Raw genomic sequence first — 19,748 nt, 5'->3', positions numbered from 1 at the left:
TATCACGAAAAATATCACGCTGTTTATAATGATTAATATTAGAGTTCTTAAATTCATTAATTAGCCGCTGTCACATCTATGTCGTCGTTTCCATAAATCATAGTAATAAAGTCATTTCTATCGATAGCTCCAAAATATTCGGTAAGTTCTGTATCTTTTAGAGCATTTTTAATAGCTGTTTCTTCGTAAGGCAGTCCGATAAAAATAGCTGAAAGTTCTTCAACCGATTTTTTTCCAAAGAAATCTCCAAATACGGTAAACTCGGCGATGTGTCCTTTTTCAACAAAAATTCGCAAATCAATTTCACCTATAGGAAAACGTTTTGTACGCTGAATATTAAACTTAGGCGAACGCCCGTAATTCCAGTTCCAATCGTCATATTTATCTGCTTTTAATTTGGCGATTCCTTCACGATCTTCTGCTGTAAATTCGTAAGTTTTAAAATTTTTATCGTTTGCATATAAACCTTCTAAAATTAAACTTCTAAAAGCTTCTATAGTTAATGGTTCCTCTAAAAAATCGCTAATATTTGCCACCCGACTTCTAACCGATTTATGACCTTTAGATTGAATTTTACTCATCTTAACTTGTAACGCATTAGCCACTTCGTTTAAGTCGGTACTTAACAACAACGTTCCATGACTAAACATGCGTTTTCCAGTAGTAAATTGTGCTGTTCCGGAGACTTTTTTACCGTCTATTAAAATATCGTTTCTTCCAATAAGTTCGGCTTCTATTCCAAAGTTTTTCAAGACTTCGATAACTGGTGCAGTAAACTTTTTAAAATTATGCATACTAGCATTATCATGATTGGTGATAAAACTAAAATTTAAGTTTCCTAAATCGTGATATACAGCTCCTCCTCCACTAATGCGGCGCACCACGTGAATGCCTTTTTCTGTAATATACTCTTGATTTATTTCTTCTAATGTATTTTGATTTCGGCCAATTATAATTGATGGTTCGTTAATGTAAAACAACAAATAATCGGTATTAGTATCGAAATGCCTTAAAGCATATTCTTCTAAAGCCAAATTTAAATGCGGATCTGTAACGCCTTCGTTATCTATAAAAACCATACTGCAAAAATTAAAAAGTTGTTTTACAAAAATACTTAGAATCCCCGTAATAGATTACAAATCTCACTTATCATTTTTAATTATTTGAAACAAAAAAGCCTTGAAATAAGAACTATTTCAAGGCTTTATATATCAATTAAATTCAGATTATATCTCTGATGCTTCTGCAACTAAAAGCGCATTACCATCTGTTAATCCTTTTTCTATAAATTCATTAATAGCAGCGTTACGTTCTAAGCCATTTTTAAGCAGTACTTGCAACGTTAACATGGCGGCGATACGTGTACCTACTTTTTTAGCCGCAGTTCCAAATAACGGCTCTAATTCGTCGTAAGACACTTTTTCTGCCAATTCTAAAATATCGGCTTTAATTTTCTCACGTTTAGCATCTGGTAAATTCGTATATTTTTTACCAAATTGCTGTATCACATCTATAGCCTTACGTTGTGGCTGATTAGATTTAGGCTGATTCTGATTTTGATTCGCTTGCGCTTTTGGTTTTTCTTTTGTCCAAGAATCACGTAAACCAACTGTTTTATTAAAAATTAATTGCTCTGAAGTTGAATCGTAATCGACATTAAAATACCCTAAACGTTGAAATTGAAAACGCTCGCCTACTTTTGCTTCTTTTAAGCTCGGTTCTACGTAAGCCGTAATTAATTTTAAAGAGTCTGGATTAATAAAATCCATAAAGCTTTTATCGGCATGACTATCTGGAGATTCGTCCATAAATAATCTGTCGTATTCTCTAACTACAGCTTTAACTGCATGTTTTATAGACACCCAATGCAAAGTTCCTTTTACTTTACGCAAACTTGCTTCTGTGCCACTACCACTTAACGTATCCGGATCGTAACTTACATGAATTTCGGTAATGTTACCGTTATCATCTTTTACAACGCTTTCTCCTTTAATGATGTATGCGTTTTTTAAACGGACTTCTTTTCCTAAAGTTAGTCGGAAATATTTACTATTCGCTTGTTCTTTAAAATCGTCACGTTCAATATACAATTCGCGAGAAAATGGCACTTGTCTAAATCCAGCACTATCGTCTTCCTGATTATTTTCTGCTTCTAACCATTCTTCTTTATCTTCTGGATAGTTAGTAATTACTAACTTCACCGGATCTAAAACCGCCATAACACGCGGTGCCGTTTTGTTTAAATCTTCACGAATACAAAATTCCAATAGCGAAACATCGATTACATTTTCACGCTTAGCCACCCCAACAGTTTCCACAAATTTTCGGATTGCCGCTGGCGTATAACCACGACGACGTAACCCAGAAATAGTTGGCATACGCGGATCGTCCCAACCGTTAACCACACCATCTTCCACCAATTGCAATAACTTACGCTTACTCATAATGGTATAGCTTAAGTTTAAACGTGCAAATTCGCGTTGTTTTGGTCGTAATTTATCTTCTACAACCAATTGGTCCAAAAACCAATCGTAAAGCTCTCTGTGAGGTTTAAATTCTAAAGAACATAAAGAGTGCGAAACCTGTTCTATATAATCGCTTTCACCATGCGTCCAATCGTACATCGGGTAAATACACCATGTATTGCCTGTGCGGTGATGTTCTTTCTTTAAAATACGGTAAATAATAGGATCACGCATTAACATATTAACATGTTGCATGTCTATTTTAGCACGTAAAATATGTTCGCCTTCGTCGAATTCTCCCGCTTTCATACGGTTGAATAAATCTAAGTTTTCTTCTACAGTTCTATTTCTAAATGGACCATCGACACCTGGTTGTGTAGGCGTTCCTTTTTGTTCGGCCATAGCTTCAGACGATTGCGAATCGACATATGCTTTTCCATCTTTTATAAGTTGCACTGCCCAATCGAACAATTGCTGAAAATAATCTGAAGAATACACTTCCTTATCCCACTGGTAACCTAACCAAGAGACATCTTCTTTAATCGCGTCTACATATTCCTGCTCTTCTTTAGCAGGATTAGTATCGTCGAAACGAAGGTTTACAGGAGCATTATAACGTTCACCTAAACCAAAACTAATTCCGATAGCTTTAGTGTGCCCAATGTGTAAATACCCATTAGGTTCTGGTGGAAAACGAAAACGTAATTTATCTTGAGATATTTCGGTTTTTAAATCGTTTTCTATAATATGTTCAATAAAATTGAGTGATTTTGTTTCTTCAGACATAAATTGATATGAATACCTATTAAAAATAAAGCGCAAAATTAATGAAATATCCGCTTGCTTACTATTAATCTAAGAGATAATGATTAATTTTATCCAAAATATTCATCCATAAAACATCATTTATTTATAAGCTTATGGGCATTATAAAAGTAGAAAACATAAGAATTTTCGCTAATCACGGTTGTTTAACCGAAGAGACAAAAATAGGTAGCGATTACCGTGTGGATTTGGTTATAAAAGCCAATTTACAAAAATCGGCACTTTCGGATAATCTGGTAGATACGGTAGATTATGTCTTTTTAAACAGAATTGTAAGAGAAGAAATGAAAACACCTTCTTACCTTTTAGAAACTGTTGCTAAACGGATATTAGTAAGAATTTTAAACGAAAATAATTCAGTAAATAAAGCCACAATTAATGTAAGTAAACTTAACCCTCCTATTGGTGGTGATGTAGAAATGGTAACAATTAAAATGACGGAGAAAAGAAAAAAGTGAAAGTAAGTAGTGTAGAATCATAATTTTTTCTACATTTGCAATCCGTTAATTACGGCGTCGTGGCCGAGTGGCTAGGCAGAGGTCTGCAAAACCTTGTACAGCGGTTCGAATCCGCTCGACGCCTCTTCAAAACCTTCAAGTTTTCTTGAAGGTTTTTTATGCACTAAAGTTAATCAATAGGAATATCGTAACTATGTTTAATCTCGCCCATAACGAAGGTTGTGTGGGCACTTCCTATATTTTTAATCGATCCTAAACTGTTCAATACAAAATCTTGATAATGTTTCATATCAGTTACAATTACCTTTAATAAAAAATCGAAATCTCCAGACGTATTATAACATTCTGTAACTTCCTTTAAAGATTTAATATCGTGAACAAATTTGTTCCCTATAATATTAGTGTGTTGCTTTAAACGAATACTACAAAAAGCGATTAAAGATTTATTTAATTTATCTGCATCTAAAACAGCAACATATTTTTTAATGTAACCTTCATTTTCAAGTTTTTTAATCCGTTCAAAAACTGGAGTTGGAGATAAATTTACGCGCTTAGCTAACTCTTTTGTAGTCACATTAGAGTTTTCTTGAAGTAGTTTTAATAGCTGAATATCTGTACTGTCTAATTGATGCATAGTGTTTTATTCTGTAAAGCTTATTTTATCCACATATAAAAAGATAAAACAAACATTATTATATACAATTTCAGGTTTATAATCCTATTTTTTAAAAGATTAAAGATAATAAGAATGTATTTATAATTTTGAAAAGATTTTAAAACTAATTAAAAAATTCAATAAATATGAAAACAAACCTCTTAGGATATCCTAGAATTGGAAGTAAAAGGGAACTTAAAAAATCTTCTGAAGCCTATTGGAAACATGACATATCGTTAGAAAATCATTTACAAAATGCGGCTAAAATTAGACAAGATAATTGGACATATCAACACCAATTAGGTGTAGATTTAATTCCCTCGAACGACTTTTCTTTATACGATCAAGTTTTAGATTTAACACTTACTTTAGGTTGTATTCCAGAACGTTATAAGGATGTTACATTAAAAGATAATCCGTTAGAATTGTATTATGCCATGGCACGTGGCATACAAAAAGAAGGGTTAGATATCATAGCTATGGAAATGACAAAGTGGTTCGATACGAATTACCATTTCATTGTACCTGAATTTAGTAAAAATCAAACTTTTGAACTTCTAAATTTAAAAGCTGTAAATGAATTTAAAGAAGCTTTAGAGTTGGGTATAAAAACCAAACCCATACTTATTGGGCCTGTGACATTTTTATTGCTAGGAAAAGAAACAGAATCTAATTTTCATCGCATAGATTTATTAGACAAATTACTTCCTGTATATTTTCAATTAGTTGAAAAATTAATCGATGAAGGTGCAGAATATATTCAGTTTGACGAACCCTGTTTAACCACAAATTTATCTGTAAAAGAACAAGAAGCTATTACTAAAACCTACACTAAATTAGCAGAAGCATTTCCTAAACTAAAAATTATATTAGCTAATTATTTTGATTGTTATGGCGACAATTTAGAAACTGTTCTAAAATTACCAGTTCACGCATTACACTTGGATTTAGTAAGATGCCAACTTCAATTAGATGATATATTAAATGCTGAAATTTTTAATACAAACACTATTTTATCTTTGGGTATTATTGATGGTAGAAACATTTGGAAAAACGATTTTGAAAAAAGTTTAAAACACATTAAAAAAGCGACAGCTGTATTAGGAAAAGATAAAGTTTGGATTGCCTCTTCTTGCTCTTTATTACATAGTCCGATAGATCTAGATTTGGAAACTAATGAACAAAATTTACCACTTGAAGTTAAGCAGTGGTTAGCATTTGCTAAACAAAAAGTTCAAGAATTAGTTCAATTAAAAGCATTAGTTATTAATCCAAATTCTGATGAAAATATAGTTAAATTAAAAGCAAACAAACATGCTATTTTAAACAAGAGCACATCAAAATTAATTCATGATGAATCAGTAAAATCTAGAGTATCTAAATTAACTCCACAAGATAGTTCTAGACAATCTGTTTTTAAGCAACGCCAAAGTCAACAAAAAAGCATTTTAAATTTACCATTATTTCCAACCACTACAATTGGATCTTTTCCACAAACTAAAACCGTAAGAAGTTGGCGTTCTAAATTTAAAAAAGGTGACATTTCACAAACGGAATACGACCAATTAATTCAGGATGAAATAGAAGATACTATTCGTTTTCAAGAATCAATTGGATTAGATGTTTTAGTACATGGCGAATTTGAAAGAAATGACATGGTAGAATATTTTGGAGAGCAGTTAAATGGTTTTGCATTTACCAGTTTTGGTTGGGTACAGAGCTACGGAAGCCGTTGTGTAAAACCTCCAGTTGTTTTTGGAGATGTCTCTAGAACACATCCTATGACCGTAAATTGGACAGCTTATGCACAATCCTTAACAGACGTTCCTGTAAAAGGGATGCTTACAGGACCCGTAACTATACTACAATGGTCTTTTGTTAGAAATGACCAACCAAGAGCCACAACTTGTAAACAAATCGCTCTAGCGATACGTGATGAGGTTTTAGATTTAGAATCTGCTGGAGTAAAAGTGATTCAAATAGATGAACCAGCCATTAGAGAAGGTTTACCTCTTAGAAAAGAAGATTGGAAAGCGTACTTAGATTGGGCAATAGAATCTTTTAAAATTTCGGCTTGTGGTGTAGCAGATAGTACACAAATACACACACATATGTGTTATTCTGAATTTAATGATATTATTGATAGCGTCGCTGCCTTAGATGCAGATGTAATTACTATTGAAACCTCACGTTCTAAAATGGAATTATTAGATGCTTTTGTAGATTATAAATATCCGAATGAAATTGGTCCAGGTGTGTATGATATACATTCACCAAGAATACCGAATTCTGAAGAAATAGAATTGCTACTAAAAAAAGCCTGCAACTTATTACCTATTGAACATATTTGGGTAAATCCAGATTGCGGACTAAAAACAAGAGATTGGCCAGAAACTAAAGAAGCACTAACTCACTTAGTAAATACAGCAAAAAAATTAAGAGCAGAATTTCAAATAGAAGCGTAATAAAAAAAGAAATCCAGAGCTATTTTATACAAATACTCTGGATTTTAGATGTTTAATGTAACGGATTAATTTGCTCTATAGTATCTTTTAATATTTCTTTTTCTTTTGGGAAAAATCCTTGAAGGAGTAACAAGACTCCAAACCCTAAAATAACAAGAGATACTATTTTTTTAGTTTTAAAAATAATACGAGGTGTTAACTTACTTCTTAATGCTTTAGCCGCTAATATTTTAAAAATATCAACAATAAAATAAACGGCTAGAATAGTACCTAAAAAGACATGAATACCATATTCATTATCGGTCATAGAGTTTCCAATTACTATAAAACTCAACCAACCTAAAAGCACACCTACGTTTATAAAATTTAGCAAAAAGCCTTTCATAAATAGCTTTCCATAATTCTTCTGAACTTCTACACTGTGATATTCCCGTAATATGGTTCGAAATGATTTTTGTGCCTTTACAAAAGATATAACGCCATAAACAACAAGTAGAACACCACCAAAAACAAAGAAATTAGGATCGTCTTTAATCCGATCTAAAATACGACTCGTACTATAAAATGCAACCACTATAAAAAAAGCGTCGGCAAGTATAACGCCTAAATCGAATATAAGAGCGCTCTTAAACCCCTTTGTAGCACTAGTTTCTAGCAATACAAAAAAAACTGGTCCAATAGTAAAGGATAACAATATTCCGAACGGAATTGCTCTTAAAATGTCTTCTAACATATCATGCGATCTCTATCGCAAATTTAGTAAAACTTAAAGGAATTAGTCCACTCTTAGGATTCTTCCGCCTAAAACTTTGTTTTCGTTTACTTCTTCTGGTTTTCCATAAATGTAAACATCTCCTCCAGCACGGATAGTAGCATCTACAGTTTTTGATGCTTTTACATGCGCTTCTCCCGCCGCATGAATAGTCACTTTAGACGTTTCTGAATCTAATAATTGACCATTATAAATACCACCTGTTAAAATATTAATCTGTTCATTTTTAGAGGTTCCGTTGGTTGTAATCTCTCCACCAGTAATAGATTTTACAACTACGAAAGATGTGTTTAAAGGCACATCTATTTTAGCACCTTCCTGGGCTCTTAATTCAATTTCAAATTGCTCTATAACATCCTTAGAACTTATAGACGAACCTTCGTTTGCATCGATAACATCTATAGATGTGTAATACACATTCACCTTAGTGCTTTCGCCGTTAAAGCTATTATCTAAGCTCATTCTAATTTTTAAAGTTCCATTTTTATTAACCGTTTCTACATGGTTCGCACTGTTTCCAGTAATTTCAACTTTGTTAATATCAGATTTAATAAGATTAACCTGAATTAAATCGTAAACTTTAAGTTCCTTAAATTCTCCAACTGTTTTTTCTACTTTGTCTTGAGCATGTAATCCAAGAGATAAACATGCCATAAATAATACAACTAACTGTTTCATTTTCAATGTATAATATAATTTTACTAATACGCTAAACAGCATGAAAACTTGAATCTATTTCAAATTTTCATGGTTTAATTTACCATCAATACAAATCATTATATTGATGGTTTTTATTTGATACTGAATGATATTCAGCAAAATATAACGTTAATTTTTACGCGTTTGGTTTTCCTATCAAGTTAAAATCTAGATGTTTTTTAACTAAATCTGTATCCTTAACTTTTACAATAACCTCGTCTCCTAACTGATACATGGTTTTAGATTCGCGACCAATAATTGCAAACTGACTTTCGTCGAATTCATAATAATCGCCCTTTATATCTCGAGTTCTCACCATACCTTCGCATTTGTTATCAACAATTTCGACGTAAATACCCCAATCGGTAACCCCGGAAATAACACCTACAAATTCCTCATCTTCGTGATCTTGCATAAAACGAATCTGCATATACTTAATCGAATCCCGTTCGGCTTTAGTCGCTAAATATTCCATGCTACTAGAATGCTTACATTTCTCTTCGTAAATGGCTTCGTTAGCCGATTTTCCGCCATCTAAATACTGCTGTAACAAGCGATGTGCCATAACATCTGGGTAACGACGAATTGGCGATGTAAAATGACTATAATAATCGAATGCCAAACCGTAATGTCCAATATTATGCGTGGTATATTCAGCTTTACTCATGGTTCGAATCGCTAAAGTATCGACTAAATTTTGTTCTTTTTTACCAACAACATCACTCAATAATCCATTTAATGAGGACGAAATGGATTTACTATCTTTAAAATTTAATTTGTAACCGAACTTAGCTACCACATTTTGAAGGGCTTGTAATTTGCTTTCGTCTGGTTCATCATGCACACGATAAACAAACGTTTTTTCTGGTTTTTGTTTTCCAACAAATTCCGATACTTTTCTGTTTGCCAGTAACATAAATTCTTCAATTAATTTATTGGCATCTGCAGACGTTTTAAAGAACACACCTATTGGATTGCTATCTTCGTCTAAATTGAATTTTACTTCAACTTTATCAAACGAAATCGCACCAGAACTCATACGCTTACTACGCATAATTTTGGCTAATTCGTCCATTTTTAAAACAGCATCTGCAACGGCTTGTTCTGCTAAATAGGTTTCCCCAGTTAAAGAAACTTCTGCAGGAATGGTATTCGATTTACTTTCTATAATCGCTTGGGCTTCTTCGTAAGCAAAACGTGCATCACTGTATGTTACGGTTCTACCAAACCATTCGTTAACAACTTGTGCTTTATTGTTTAGTTCGAACACTGCCGAGAACGTAAATTTTTCTTCATGCGGACGTAAAGAACACGCATTATTAGATAAAATTTCTGGAAGCATAGGCACTACACGATCTACTAAATACACAGATGTTGCACGCTCGTATGCTTCTTCGTCTAAAATGGTACCTTCTTGCACGTAATGCGACACATCGGCAATATGGATTCCGATTTCGTAATTTCCATTTTCTAAAACTTCAAAAGACAATGCATCATCAAAATCTTTCGCATCTTTTGGATCTATTGTAAATGTTAACACCTTACGCATATCGCGACGCTTTTTAATTTCGTCTTCCGTTATCGAAGTATCTATGTTATTTGCAAACTCTTCAACCTCTGCTGGAAATTCGTATGGTAAACCGTAATCGGCTAAAATAGCGTGTATTTCGGTATTGTGTTCGCCAGGTTTTCCTAAAACTTTAAGTACTTTTCCGTTAGGAGAATCGGCTTTATCTGGCCAATCTTCTAGACTTACTAACACCTTATCACCATCTTCTGCACCGTTAACTTTGTTAATTGGCACAAAAATGTCTTTATACATTTTATTACCATCAACCACTACAAAAGCATAGTTTTTACTTAACTGAATTACTCCAACATACTCTGTTTTAGCACGTTTAATAATTCTTGTAATTTCGCCTTCTACCTTTCCATGTTTACGTCGTTTATAAACATACAGTTCTACTTCGTCTCCATTTAGGGCTTTGTTAATATTATTTGAAGCAATATAAATATCGTCTTCAAAGTCATCAGAAATTACATAACCTGCACCTTTAGCTGTTAAATCTAAAATTCCGGTATGGTATTCGGTAGTCACAATGGCTTTAAATTTACCACGTTCTACTTCTTCAATTTCTTTTTTAGCAAGTAATTGTTGAAGTGTTTTTATAATTTGATTTCTGCTACTGGCATCATTTACTTCCAGGATAGCACCTATTTGTTTGTAATTAAAGGTCTTATTACGTTCCTTTCTTAGAATATTTAAAATCGTTTGGGAGAGATTAGAAATTCCTTTTGAAGCTTTCTTTTTTCGCTTTCTTGTCATAATCTTCATTTGAATAATAACAAAGCTACATTTTAAAAACTAAATCATTGTTTCTTTATTAAGAAGTTTAACTATTCTTTTAAAATTCAAATCTATTTTAGTTTACAAAAACAGTTATCCACATATATATATATATAATTAGTTTTCTTTTAAAATTTAAAAAAAAAAATGGTTGTTATTATAGTCTGTTAATAGCGGTATAACTTTTTTAGGTTTTATTTTGATTCTATTTAGTTTTCAGTCTATCGATAGGAAGTGAACATCTTATTAGACTATTAAAGTGTTTATTTTGAAGTGTTTTTATTACGTTGTTAACAATTGTTGATAACGTGATTTCACAGTAAAAGTTTAATAAAAATTTTGAAATTTGATGTTTATATGAGTTCGTTTTGGTCTAAAAACTTTTCTAAAGAAAATGAGTTAAATTTTTGGAGTGTATTACATAATGTTTGGTTGTAAAATTTTTTGATATTTAAAAGAAAAAGTTTCAAAAAGTAATCAAGAGATATTAACAATTAATTAATACTAATTCTGTTTTTATGAACAATTGTTACGTAAACGTTTATAAATGGTATACTTACTATCAAATTCATAATTAATTTAGGTGTGTAAAGTATTTAATTATTAGGCATTTAGGTGGTTTATTAACCATCATTTCGTACATTTACCTCCTTAATATTTCGAACAGTATCACAATAAATATAACTAATAAATAGAGTAATACATTATGAAGATTTCAATAGGAAATGATCACGCAGGAACAGATTATAAATTTGCAATCGTAAAGCATTTAGAAGCAAAGGGCTACGTTGTTAACAACTATGGTACCGATGCATCAGACAGTGTTGATTACCCAGATTTTGTACATCCAGTGGCTTTAGATGTTACTAATAAGAAAGTAGATTTTGGAATTATTATCTGCGGTAGTGGAAACGGAGCAAACATGACTGCTAATAAGCATCAAGAAATTCGTTCTGCTTTATGTTGGTCTAAAGAAATCGTTGTTTTAGCAAGACAACATAACGATGCAAATATTTTAAGTATTCCAGCACGTTATACTGCTGTACAGCAAGCTATAGAAATGGTAGATGCATTTTTAGAAACTGCTTTCGAAGGTGGACGCCACCAAAACCGTGTAAATAAAATTCCAGTAAGTTGTTAAATGTCAATGTCTCACGAACATAATCATGAACACCCTAGTTTAAAAGGTAGAAATTTAATTATTTCTATTTTTCTAAACATACTCATAACATTAAGTCAGGCTATCGGTGGATTAATTTCCGGTAGCTTGTCTTTATTAAGTGATGCCTTACACAATTTTACAGATGTAATTTCTTTAATAGTTAGTTATGTAGCAAATAGACTGTCTAAACAAAAGGCATCTATGGGGAAAACTTTTGGTTATAAGCGTGCAGAAATTTTAGCCGCATTTATTAATGCTTCTACGTTAATAATTATCGCAGTTCTTTTAATTATTGAAGCTTTTAAACGTTTTAAACATCCAGAACCCATCGCATCTGATCTTGTTGTTTGGTTGTCGCTCTTAGGTATCTTAGCCAATGGTTTTAGCGTATTGTTATTAAAAGCAGATTCCCAGTCTAACCTTAATATGCGTAGTGCCTATCTGCATTTATTTACAGATATGATGGCGAGTGTAGCCGTGTTAATAGGCGGTTTACTTATGAAATTTTACCAAGTATATTGGGTAGACAGTGTGCTTACTTTTTTAATTGGAATTTATCTTATTTGGGTGGGTTTAGATTTGTTAATAACCTCTACAAAAATGATTATGCTCTTTACACCAGCACATATTAACTTAAATGATGTGGTTAAAGAAATTAATGAGATGCCTAAAGTGAATAAGTTACATCATGTTCATATTTGGAATTTAAATGATGACGAATTGCATTTAGAAGCTCATTTAGAATTTAAAGAAGACATTTCGTTAACCCAATTTAATGTAATTTTGTTTCAGATTGAAACACTTCTAGCGGATAAATTTCATATTAATCATGTTAATATTCAGCCAGAGTTTAATAGAGAAGATCCTAAAGATGTTATAGTTCAAGATTAAATATGAAAATAAACGGATCTGTATTTTATACCTTCTTTATAGTTATAAGTATATCACTATTAACATCTTGTGAGCAAATTATAGATAATGTAACAGACGATTTAATTCCCGAACCGGAATCTCTTATGGTAGGCTTACGTAATAATACACCTTACAATTGGAAACGCGCAGAAATACGTTCTGGAAATGTTATCCAGATATACGATAACACAAAAAAAGGAACATATAGTGCTTACAAACTGTTTAATAGTATACATTCGGAGGCTGTTATTTTAATTCAGACAGAGCAAGAAGTATTTCGCTATACTCCAAAATTTTATGATGAATCTACAGAGGTTACTGAAGGGACATATTATTTTGAAGTTAGTTTAGTAGATTTAAAAACTTTAGTGATAAAAAGAAAATCGTTTTAATTATGTTGGATATTACCATAAAATTCTTTGAAGAATTAACCACTAGCGAGTTGTATGCATTATTACAATTACGAAGTGAAGTCTTTGTAGTGGAACAAAATTGTGTATATCAGGATATTGATGGTAAAGACAATAAAGCCTTACATGTTTTAGGATTTAAAAATTACGAATTAGTAGCTTATACTAGAATATTTAATTCAGGCGATTATTTTGAAAATGCCAGTATTGGTCGTGTCATAGTAAAGGAATCTGAACGTAGCCATAAATACGGTTACGATATTATGAAAGCTTCTATTCAGGCTATTAGCACTAAGTTTAATGAAACCACCATTAAAATTTCGGCACAAAAACATTTAGAATATTTCTATAATAACTTAGGATTTGTTGCCGTCTCCGAACCCTATTTAGAAGATGGGATTCCGCACATCGGCATGCTATTAAAACCGTAATTATTTTGTTAAGAAGCCACTATAAGTGGTCGGGTTGCTTAATATTTCGGTAGCGCGTTCTATTTCTGGATTATGTGTTTTATAGTAATCGTAAACACCTTCTCTGTACACATATCGTTTTACAATTTCGTCTGTTAATAAACTCGTTAATTGCGCTTTATTTTCATCTATACCCTCTATTTTTGAGGTCTTTAGATTGTTAATAAGTGTGTTGTAATCCTTTTGAATATTGTCGTCTAATCCTTCTTTTTTAGCACTTTCTAACGCTTTTGTTAAGGCTTTTTCAGTTTCAGTTTCAAAACTAAAATCATTCGTTTTTAAATATTTCTTGAAGTCTGAAAAATCGGAATCTGATAGTTTAAAATTATCAATGTCTTTTATAGTCTGATGTTTGTAATAATACGTTGTGGCGTAATCAAAAATAAAGTCCTTTTGTAAAATCGCAGTAGTAATTGCCGATGTTTTAGTAATGTCTAAAGCTTCGTCTGGTAATACCCCACCACCATCAAAAACAGGTCTTCCATTTTTAGTTTTAAACTCATGGTAATTGTCTTGTGTAATTCTTACAGCATCGCCTTTCTCGTCTCGATGCCAATAATCTAAAGCCTGAATGCAACGTCCTGACGGTGTGTAATATCTAGAAATAGTAAGCTTTAATTGGGTGCCGTAGGTTAATTGTTTCGGACGTTGTACTAATCCTTTTCCGAAACTTCTAGATCCAAGTATTACACCACGGTCTAAATCTTGAAGTGTTCCTGCTACTATTTCACTCGCCGATGCACTGCGTCCGTTTATTAAAACAATTACTGGAATTTCGACATCCAAGGATTCCTTTTGCGTGTAATACGTTTTATTAAACTTTTCAACTTTCGACTTTGTAGTCACTACTAATTGATTTTTTGGAACAAAAATATTGACCACGTTTACAGCTTCGTGTAATAATCCGCCTGGGTTATCTCTTAAATCTAAAATTATATTTTTTGCACCTTGAGCTTTTAAATCTTTTACTGCATAGGCGGTTTGCGAAGAGGCTTTACTATTAAACTGACTTAATACAATATATCCAGTTTCTTCATTTATCATAGAAAAATAGGGTACCGCATTAATCTCTACTTCTGCCCTATTTATGGTAGCTGTTTGGATTTTCCCCTGACGTTTAAAGGTCACCTCTACACGCGATCCTGAAGTTCCTTTTAATAAATCTCCTTTATCGTCTTTAAAGGTTGCTAAATCTATATTTCCAATTTTAATAATTTCATCTCCAGCCTTTAAACCTGCTTTATCGGCAGGATAATCTTTATAAGGCTCAATGATAACCAATTTATCTTTAAGTGTCTTTACACGTGCTCCAATACCTGTATAATCGCCTGTATTATTAATTCGTGCCACTTCTACATCTTGTTCGTTCATAAACGTAGTGTACGGATCCAAATCTTTTAACATGCTCTTTATAGCGGTGTCCATTAAATCTGCCGGATTGGTTTCGTCGACATAATTCATGTTTAATTCTTTATAAAGCGTGGTGAAAATTTCTATTTGTTTCGCGATTTCAAAGAAATCGTTCTGAAATGCCGTGGTCGAAAAAAAGATAGTTAACGCTAAAACAGGAATAAGAATCTTCTTTTTAAATAATGTTTTCATGTGTAAAAAGGTATATTATACTACAAGTTTTCGGTTTCAGATTTTATGAATTTTTGAAATAATGTGATCATTTTTTTTTCAACAAATTCATACTTTGGCATGTCTTTACTGGAATACATAATCATGAATGCGTATTGTCCTGAAACAGTAGCCAAATGCTCATTTTTATTCAGTCTGTAGGCTTCTCTTAATAAACGTTTAACACGGTTTCTGTCTACAGCCAATTTAAAATTTCGCTTACTTACAGAAACTCCAGTTTTTATTGAAACGTTGTCTTCAAAATTAGTTTTTACATAGACTAATCGCAACGGATATGCAGATACAGATTTTCCTTCTGTAAAGAGTTTACCTATTGTAATTTTACTTTTGAGTTTTTCGGTTTTACCGTAAGTTTGCTTCATAAAATTAAATCTCGGAACTGTTTAAAATAGTTACGCCGTGTTGTTTTAAATCTAAAATAGCATCCTGATAAACAGTTTCAGAAATATAACGTGTAGCATCTGTAATATAGTATGTTTTAAATCCTAAACTTTGGGCATCTTTAGCCGTGAAATAAACACAGTAATCTGCGGCTAATCCACAAACATAAACTTCTGTAACCTTCATGCTTTTTAAATACGCCTCTAAGCCGGTATGCTGCCTTTTATTATTATCGAAAAAGGCACTGTAACTATCTACAGTAATGGTCATTCCTTTTCTAAATATAGCAGCTATAGCATCTGTATTTAATGAAGAAGAAAATGCGGCACCAGGAGTCCCTTGTACGCAATGATTTGGCCATAAAACCTGATCTTGACCTTTTAACTGAATAACTTCAAATTCATTTTTATTGGCATGATTACTTGCAAAACTGGAATGATTTTCGGGATGCCAATCTTGAGAAGCTACTACCAAATCGAATTTAGATTGTAGTGTATTAATTAACGGAATAATCTGGTCTCCTTTAGGTACAGCTAGTGCGCCATCAGGTAAAAAATCGTTTTGAATATCTACTAGAATAAGGGCTTTCATTACGAATCTAGTTTTTCTTTTTTTAATTGATCTCTAAGTTGTTCTAATTCTGGACTTAATCCAACTTTATAGACATGCGGATTAGCGAAACGTTTATGTTCTACAGGTAATTTGGATAGATTTTCTTCCGCAATTTTAACTAATTCCGCTGTGGTTTTCTTAGTGTGTACACGTTTTCCATTAATCATAACATCGTGTAATAGCGGTTTAACCGAAGTATATTCTATTGGCATGCGTTTATGCGTTTCGAACGGATGTGCCATAGTTTTTGGTGTTTCTAAATGATCTAATGTAATCGCATCTGCAATATATTGACCATCTTGATTCATATAGCGGTAGACTTGCTTTTTACCCGGAAAATTCATCTTTTTTAAATTTTCAGAAATTTTAATGCGTGGTGTATCATTAAAACTGCACAGTTTATAAACACCGTCTAGGGCGCCATTGGCTTTACCAACAACTAAATTGGTTCCCACACCATAAATATCTATTTGTGCATGTTGTTCCTTTAAACTTCTTATAACATGCTCGTCTAATTGATTAGAGGCTGCAATTTTTACATAATCTAATCCAGCTTGATCCAGTTGCTTTCTTGCGGCATTAGATAAATAGGCTAAATCTCCACTATCAAGTCTAATTCCGAGTAATTTTTCGCCACGAGCCTCCATTTCTTTCGCCACAATTATGGCATTAGGAACACCTTTTTTTAAGGTATCGTATGTATCTACCAATAACACACAGTTTACTGGTCTCGTTTCTGCAAAATCTCTAAATGCTGTAAGTTCGTCGTCGTAACTTTGTATAAAGGCATGCGCCATTGTTCCAGATACAGGAATATTAAACGCTTTTCCAGCCAGTACGTTAGACGTGTAATCGAATCCGCCAATATAAGCCGATCGCGATGCCTGAAGTCCTGCAAAACCTTGTGCACGACGTAAACCAAATTCGGCTAAACTTTTATCTTTTCCAGCGATGTATCTAATCCGGCTTGCCTTAGTTGCGATTAGAGATTGAAAATTAAGACTATTTAAAATGAATGTTTCAATAATCTGACATTCAATTATCGAACCAGAAACGGTTAATATTGGACTAAATGGAAAGACAACTTCACCTTCAGACATGCTTTTAATATGTCCCGTAAATTTAAATGTTTTTAAATAGTTGGTGTAATTAGAATCAAACCCTTGAGCTTCTAAATAACTGATATCATCATCGGAAAACGATACATTCTCTAACCAATCTAAAGCCTCTTCCAATCCGCAAAATAACACGTAACCTCCTTCAAAAGGATTCTTTCTAAAAAAATAATCGAAGGTGGCACTATTCTCATGTTTATCTTTTAGAAAATAAGATTGCCCCATGGCAAGTTGATATAAATCGGTATATAAAGCAGAATTTAAATTCATATTGATGTTCTTAATTGTCTATATTTTAACCTTATATGGGTTAATATACTTCTTAGAGACGTTAATATTTTGTAATATCAAGACTTAAAAGCAAAGCGAAATCTGGTATATTAATATATAAAAATAACGCATGTTTTTTACAAATGTAAGCACATGCGTTATTAATTCTTAAAAACGAAAGTTTTATTCTTTCGTGTAAACGTTATTTTCTTTATCAATATCGGCCATTAATTCTTTAGGATCTATTGTAAGATCTTTAATATCTCCTCTGGATTTATTAATGGTGAACGTGTATGTTGGATAAGCCCAAGCCCAATCTTTTAATTGTGTTCTGTCTCCTGTTGCTGGTTTTTCACCACGCATCATGGTTAACGGAATGTATAATTGTTCTGACGTACCATCGGTATAGTTTACTTCAATATCTAATGGCATTGGCATTAATCCGATACGCTCTAAAGTTACTGTTGTAGTATTTCCAACACCAGCAATAGATTTAATGGCATAATCTATTGTATTTGTAGTTTGCGTCCAGTCGGTTAAATACCAATCTAATTCTAAACCAGATACTTTTTCGGCAGAACGTATAATATCGATAGGTCTAGGATGTTTAAATGAAAAATCTGTAAAGTACTTTTTAAGGCTGTTCTTTAAATTATCTTGTCCGATTACATAGCCTAATTGTGCTAAAAATACTTCACCTTTATTATAAGCGGCAATACTATAAGCCATATTACAATCGTAACGATCGGAATGTGTAGACTGCGGTTGCTCTTTACCAGATTTTACTAAATAGTAATACCCTTGGTATGCTCTTTCTGAAGGATTTTCTTTTCCTTCTTTCATAATTACATTCATGGCTTGGTCACTAATATAACTTGTAAACCCTTCGTCCATCCATTCGTGTTTAGACTCGTTTGAAGCTAATAAGAATTGAAACCATGTATGCGCTAATTCGTGAGCTGTAACACCTACTAAACTTCCAAATTTACGCTCTCCAGTAATTAGTGTGCACATGGCATATTCCATACCACCGTCTCCACCTTGAATTACAGAGTATTGTTCGTATGGGTACTTCCCTATTTCTGAACTAAAATATTGCATAAGCTCGACCGTTTTTGGTTGAAGCTTCTTCCAGTTTTCTTTAATAGCTGGATTGTTTTTATAGAAGAAATGTAATAAAGGTCCGTCTGGTACTTGCATGGTATCGTGAATATATTCAGGATCTGCAGCCCAAGTAAAATCGTGTACATTAGGTGCAATAAAATGCCAAGATAGTTTATCGCCATCTGTCGATTTTACAGGGCCCGTTTCATAACCATGACCAATGTCGTTAGGGTTTTGAAGGTAACCCGTTCCTCCTATTGTATAATTTTTATCGATATTTATGGTAACATCAAAATTACCCCAAACGCCGTGAAATTCTCTTCCAATATACGGATCTGCATGCCATCCTTCGAAATCGTATTCCGCTAATTTTGGGTACCACTGCGTCATAGATAAAGCGACACCTTCTTTGCTATTTCTTCCAGAACGACGAATTTGAAGCGGAATTTGAGCATCGTAATCCATATCGAAGGTTACTTTTTCTCCTGGCTGAATTGGAGATTCTAATTTTACCTCCAGAATAGTTCCTACAGTTTCGTAAGCAATAGATTTTCCATTCTGTTTAAGAGATTTTACCTTAATGTAACCTGTTTCCTCAGGTTTTAAAGTTGATATTCTACTTTTTCCGTTCTCCATCATTCTTCCATCTGGATCTTCAATACTTTGTAAACGGGCATCCATTTCACTTCCTGGTTGAAATGCATTTAGAAATAAATGATAATATACACTTGTTAACACATCTGGAGAATTGTTAGTATACACTATTTTTTGAACGCCTTTATATTGATAGGTTTCTACATCCATATCAATATTCATAGTGTAATCTACATGTTGTTGCCAGTATGTAGGATCTGTTTTAGAATGTGATGTACTATTACTTATAGTCTCCGAAGATTTACAAGATGTAAGCACTACAAGAAGTACAAAAAGTGAATAAAATATTTTTTTCATATTGGATAGAGTTTAAATAAAAAACCTCATCAAG

17 protein-coding genes and 1 tRNA gene are annotated in these 19,748 nt (G+C 32.8%); 7 read left to right on the top strand and 11 right to left on the bottom strand.

The features are described from left to right. Nucleotides 1-56: 56 nt before the first annotated feature. Together ACKC83_RS04930 and ACKC83_RS04925 are read right to left on the bottom strand one after the other, a co-directional pair. Complete coding sequence (locus tag ACKC83_RS04930; RefSeq protein WP_434037223.1) at nucleotides 57-1,079, bottom strand: lipoate--protein ligase; 1,023 nt, start codon at nucleotides 1,077-1,079, stop codon at nucleotides 57-59. A gap of 147 nt (nucleotides 1,080-1,226) precedes the next feature. Next, entirely contained in the window at nucleotides 1,227-3,251 is a 2,025-nt protein-coding gene (locus ACKC83_RS04925) for a glutamine--tRNA ligase/YqeY domain fusion protein (RefSeq protein ID WP_434037222.1), read from the bottom strand. A gap of 134 nt (nucleotides 3,252-3,385) precedes the next feature. Between ACKC83_RS04925 and folB the strand changes: the two genes are divergently transcribed. Both folB and ACKC83_RS04915 read left to right on the top strand, forming a co-directional pair. Then, nucleotides 3,386-3,748 carry a dihydroneopterin aldolase gene (gene folB, locus ACKC83_RS04920; protein WP_434037221.1) on the top strand — a complete coding sequence of 121 codons (363 nt, stop codon included), beginning with the start codon at nucleotides 3,386-3,388 and terminating at the stop codon, nucleotides 3,746-3,748. A gap of 53 nt (nucleotides 3,749-3,801) precedes the next feature. After that, nucleotides 3,802-3,872, top strand: a tRNA-Cys gene (locus tag ACKC83_RS04915). A 45-nt stretch (nucleotides 3,873-3,917) separates the two neighbouring features. On the opposite strand, the gene ACKC83_RS04910 is transcribed toward ACKC83_RS04915, so the two are convergent. Continuing rightward, nucleotides 3,918-4,382, bottom strand: a complete 465-nt coding sequence (locus ACKC83_RS04910) for an Lrp/AsnC family transcriptional regulator (protein WP_434037220.1) — start codon at nucleotides 4,380-4,382, stop codon at nucleotides 3,918-3,920. Nucleotides 4,383-4,549: 167 nt separating this feature from the next. Between ACKC83_RS04910 and metE the strand changes: the two genes are divergently transcribed. Next, nucleotides 4,550-6,868 (top strand): 5-methyltetrahydropteroyltriglutamate--homocysteine S-methyltransferase, encoded by a 2,319-nt coding sequence (gene metE / locus ACKC83_RS04905; RefSeq protein ID WP_434037219.1) that lies wholly within the window; start codon nucleotides 4,550-4,552, stop codon nucleotides 6,866-6,868. Between the two features lie 52 nt (nucleotides 6,869-6,920). Here the strand turns inward: metE and ACKC83_RS04900 are convergent, their stop codons facing one another. From ACKC83_RS04900 to rnr, 3 genes are all read right to left on the bottom strand, one after another. Next, nucleotides 6,921-7,601: a LysE family translocator gene (locus ACKC83_RS04900; RefSeq protein WP_434037218.1), complete on the bottom strand. Its 681-nt coding sequence runs from the start codon at nucleotides 7,599-7,601 to the stop codon at nucleotides 6,921-6,923. Nucleotides 7,602-7,643: 42 nt separating this feature from the next. Beyond that, entirely contained in the window at nucleotides 7,644-8,318 is a 675-nt protein-coding gene (locus tag ACKC83_RS04895; RefSeq protein WP_434037217.1) for a head GIN domain-containing protein, read from the bottom strand. A 157-nt stretch (nucleotides 8,319-8,475) separates the two neighbouring features. After that, nucleotides 8,476-10,665 carry a ribonuclease R gene (gene rnr, locus ACKC83_RS04890; RefSeq protein ID WP_434037216.1) on the bottom strand — a complete coding sequence of 730 codons (2,190 nt, stop codon included), beginning with the start codon at nucleotides 10,663-10,665 and terminating at the stop codon, nucleotides 8,476-8,478. Between the two features lie 727 nt (nucleotides 10,666-11,392). Between rnr and rpiB the strand changes: the two genes are divergently transcribed. The 4 genes from rpiB to ACKC83_RS04870 are packed head-to-tail and all read left to right on the top strand — an operon-like array spanning nucleotide 11,393 to nucleotide 13,601. Next, entirely contained in the window at nucleotides 11,393-11,827 is a 435-nt protein-coding gene (rpiB, locus tag ACKC83_RS04885) for a ribose 5-phosphate isomerase B (RefSeq protein WP_414035893.1), read from the top strand. Continuing rightward, a complete protein-coding gene (locus tag ACKC83_RS04880) occupies nucleotides 11,828-12,739 on the top strand; it encodes a cation diffusion facilitator family transporter (protein ID WP_434037215.1) in 912 nt (303 codons plus the stop codon). 2 nt (nucleotides 12,740-12,741) lie between these two features. After that, on the top strand, nucleotides 12,742-13,152 hold the full coding sequence (locus tag ACKC83_RS04875) for a hypothetical protein (RefSeq protein WP_434037214.1): 411 nt from the start codon (nucleotides 12,742-12,744) through the stop codon (nucleotides 13,150-13,152). 2 nt (nucleotides 13,153-13,154) lie between these two features. Beyond that, complete coding sequence (locus tag ACKC83_RS04870) at nucleotides 13,155-13,601, top strand: GNAT family N-acetyltransferase (RefSeq protein WP_414035896.1); 447 nt, start codon at nucleotides 13,155-13,157, stop codon at nucleotides 13,599-13,601. Here the strand turns inward: ACKC83_RS04870 and ACKC83_RS04865 are convergent, their stop codons facing one another. The 5 genes from ACKC83_RS04865 to ACKC83_RS04845 all read right to left on the bottom strand — a co-directional run bounded on the left by ACKC83_RS04865 (nucleotide 13,602) and on the right by ACKC83_RS04845 (nucleotide 19,714). Continuing rightward, nucleotides 13,602-15,242: a S41 family peptidase gene (locus tag ACKC83_RS04865; RefSeq protein ID WP_434037213.1), complete on the bottom strand. Its 1,641-nt coding sequence runs from the start codon at nucleotides 15,240-15,242 to the stop codon at nucleotides 13,602-13,604. A gap of 20 nt (nucleotides 15,243-15,262) precedes the next feature. After that, a complete protein-coding gene (rnpA, locus tag ACKC83_RS04860) occupies nucleotides 15,263-15,643 on the bottom strand; it encodes a ribonuclease P protein component (protein ID WP_434037212.1) in 381 nt (126 codons plus the stop codon). 4 nt (nucleotides 15,644-15,647) lie between these two features. Then, nucleotides 15,648-16,253, bottom strand: coding sequence for a bifunctional nicotinamidase/pyrazinamidase (pncA, locus tag ACKC83_RS04855; RefSeq protein ID WP_434037211.1), 606 nt, complete (start codon nucleotides 16,251-16,253; stop codon nucleotides 15,648-15,650). After that, the gene (locus ACKC83_RS04850; protein WP_414035900.1) at nucleotides 16,253-17,659 is read right to left on the bottom strand and encodes a nicotinate phosphoribosyltransferase; all 1,407 of its coding nucleotides are present in this window, start codon (nucleotides 17,657-17,659) and stop codon (nucleotides 16,253-16,255) included. The genes pncA and ACKC83_RS04850 overlap by 1 nt, the downstream gene beginning before the upstream one ends. A 183-nt stretch (nucleotides 17,660-17,842) precedes the next feature. After that, the gene (locus tag ACKC83_RS04845; protein WP_434037210.1) at nucleotides 17,843-19,714 is read right to left on the bottom strand and encodes a M1 family metallopeptidase; all 1,872 of its coding nucleotides are present in this window, start codon (nucleotides 19,712-19,714) and stop codon (nucleotides 17,843-17,845) included. Nucleotides 19,715-19,748: the final 34 nt, after the last annotated feature.

This window comes from Formosa bonchosmolovskayae (assembly GCF_051016085.1).
Taxonomy (GTDB): domain Bacteria; phylum Bacteroidota; class Bacteroidia; order Flavobacteriales; family Flavobacteriaceae; genus Formosa.
This window is presented reverse-complemented; position numbering and strand designations above follow the sequence as displayed.

Bases quoted from the DNA above. Each gene is read 5' to 3' on its own strand.
- pncA (WP_434037211.1), bottom strand. From the start codon at position 16,253: ATGAAAGCCCTTATTCTAGTAGATATTCAAAACGATTTTTTACCTGAT.
- folB (WP_434037221.1), top strand. From the start codon at position 3,386: ATGGGCATTATAAAAGTAGAAAACATAAGAATTTTCGCTAATCACGGT.
- ACKC83_RS04925 (WP_434037222.1), bottom strand. From the start codon at position 3,251: ATGTCTGAAGAAACAAAATCACTCAATTTTATTGAACATATTATAGAA.
- rnr (WP_434037216.1), bottom strand. From the start codon at position 10,665: ATGACAAGAAAGCGAAAAAAGAAAGCTTCAAAAGGAATTTCTAATCTC.
- ACKC83_RS04865 (WP_434037213.1), bottom strand. From the start codon at position 15,242: ATGAAAACATTATTTAAAAAGAAGATTCTTATTCCTGTTTTAGCGTTA.
- ACKC83_RS04895 (WP_434037217.1), bottom strand. From the start codon at position 8,318: ATGAAACAGTTAGTTGTATTATTTATGGCATGTTTATCTCTTGGATTA.
- rpiB (WP_414035893.1), top strand. From the start codon at position 11,393: ATGAAGATTTCAATAGGAAATGATCACGCAGGAACAGATTATAAATTT.
- ACKC83_RS04870 (WP_414035896.1), top strand. From the start codon at position 13,155: ATGTTGGATATTACCATAAAATTCTTTGAAGAATTAACCACTAGCGAG.
- rnpA (WP_434037212.1), bottom strand. From the start codon at position 15,643: ATGAAGCAAACTTACGGTAAAACCGAAAAACTCAAAAGTAAAATTACA.
- ACKC83_RS04850 (WP_414035900.1), bottom strand. From the start codon at position 17,659: ATGAATTTAAATTCTGCTTTATATACCGATTTATATCAACTTGCCATG.
- ACKC83_RS04880 (WP_434037215.1), top strand. From the start codon at position 11,828: ATGTCAATGTCTCACGAACATAATCATGAACACCCTAGTTTAAAAGGT.
- ACKC83_RS04900 (WP_434037218.1), bottom strand. From the start codon at position 7,601: ATGTTAGAAGACATTTTAAGAGCAATTCCGTTCGGAATATTGTTATCC.
- ACKC83_RS04930 (WP_434037223.1), bottom strand. From the start codon at position 1,079: ATGGTTTTTATAGATAACGAAGGCGTTACAGATCCGCATTTAAATTTG.
- ACKC83_RS04845 (WP_434037210.1), bottom strand. From the start codon at position 19,714: ATGAAAAAAATATTTTATTCACTTTTTGTACTTCTTGTAGTGCTTACA.
- metE (WP_434037219.1), top strand. From the start codon at position 4,550: ATGAAAACAAACCTCTTAGGATATCCTAGAATTGGAAGTAAAAGGGAA.
- ACKC83_RS04910 (WP_434037220.1), bottom strand. From the start codon at position 4,382: ATGCATCAATTAGACAGTACAGATATTCAGCTATTAAAACTACTTCAA.
- ACKC83_RS04875 (WP_434037214.1), top strand. From the start codon at position 12,742: ATGAAAATAAACGGATCTGTATTTTATACCTTCTTTATAGTTATAAGT.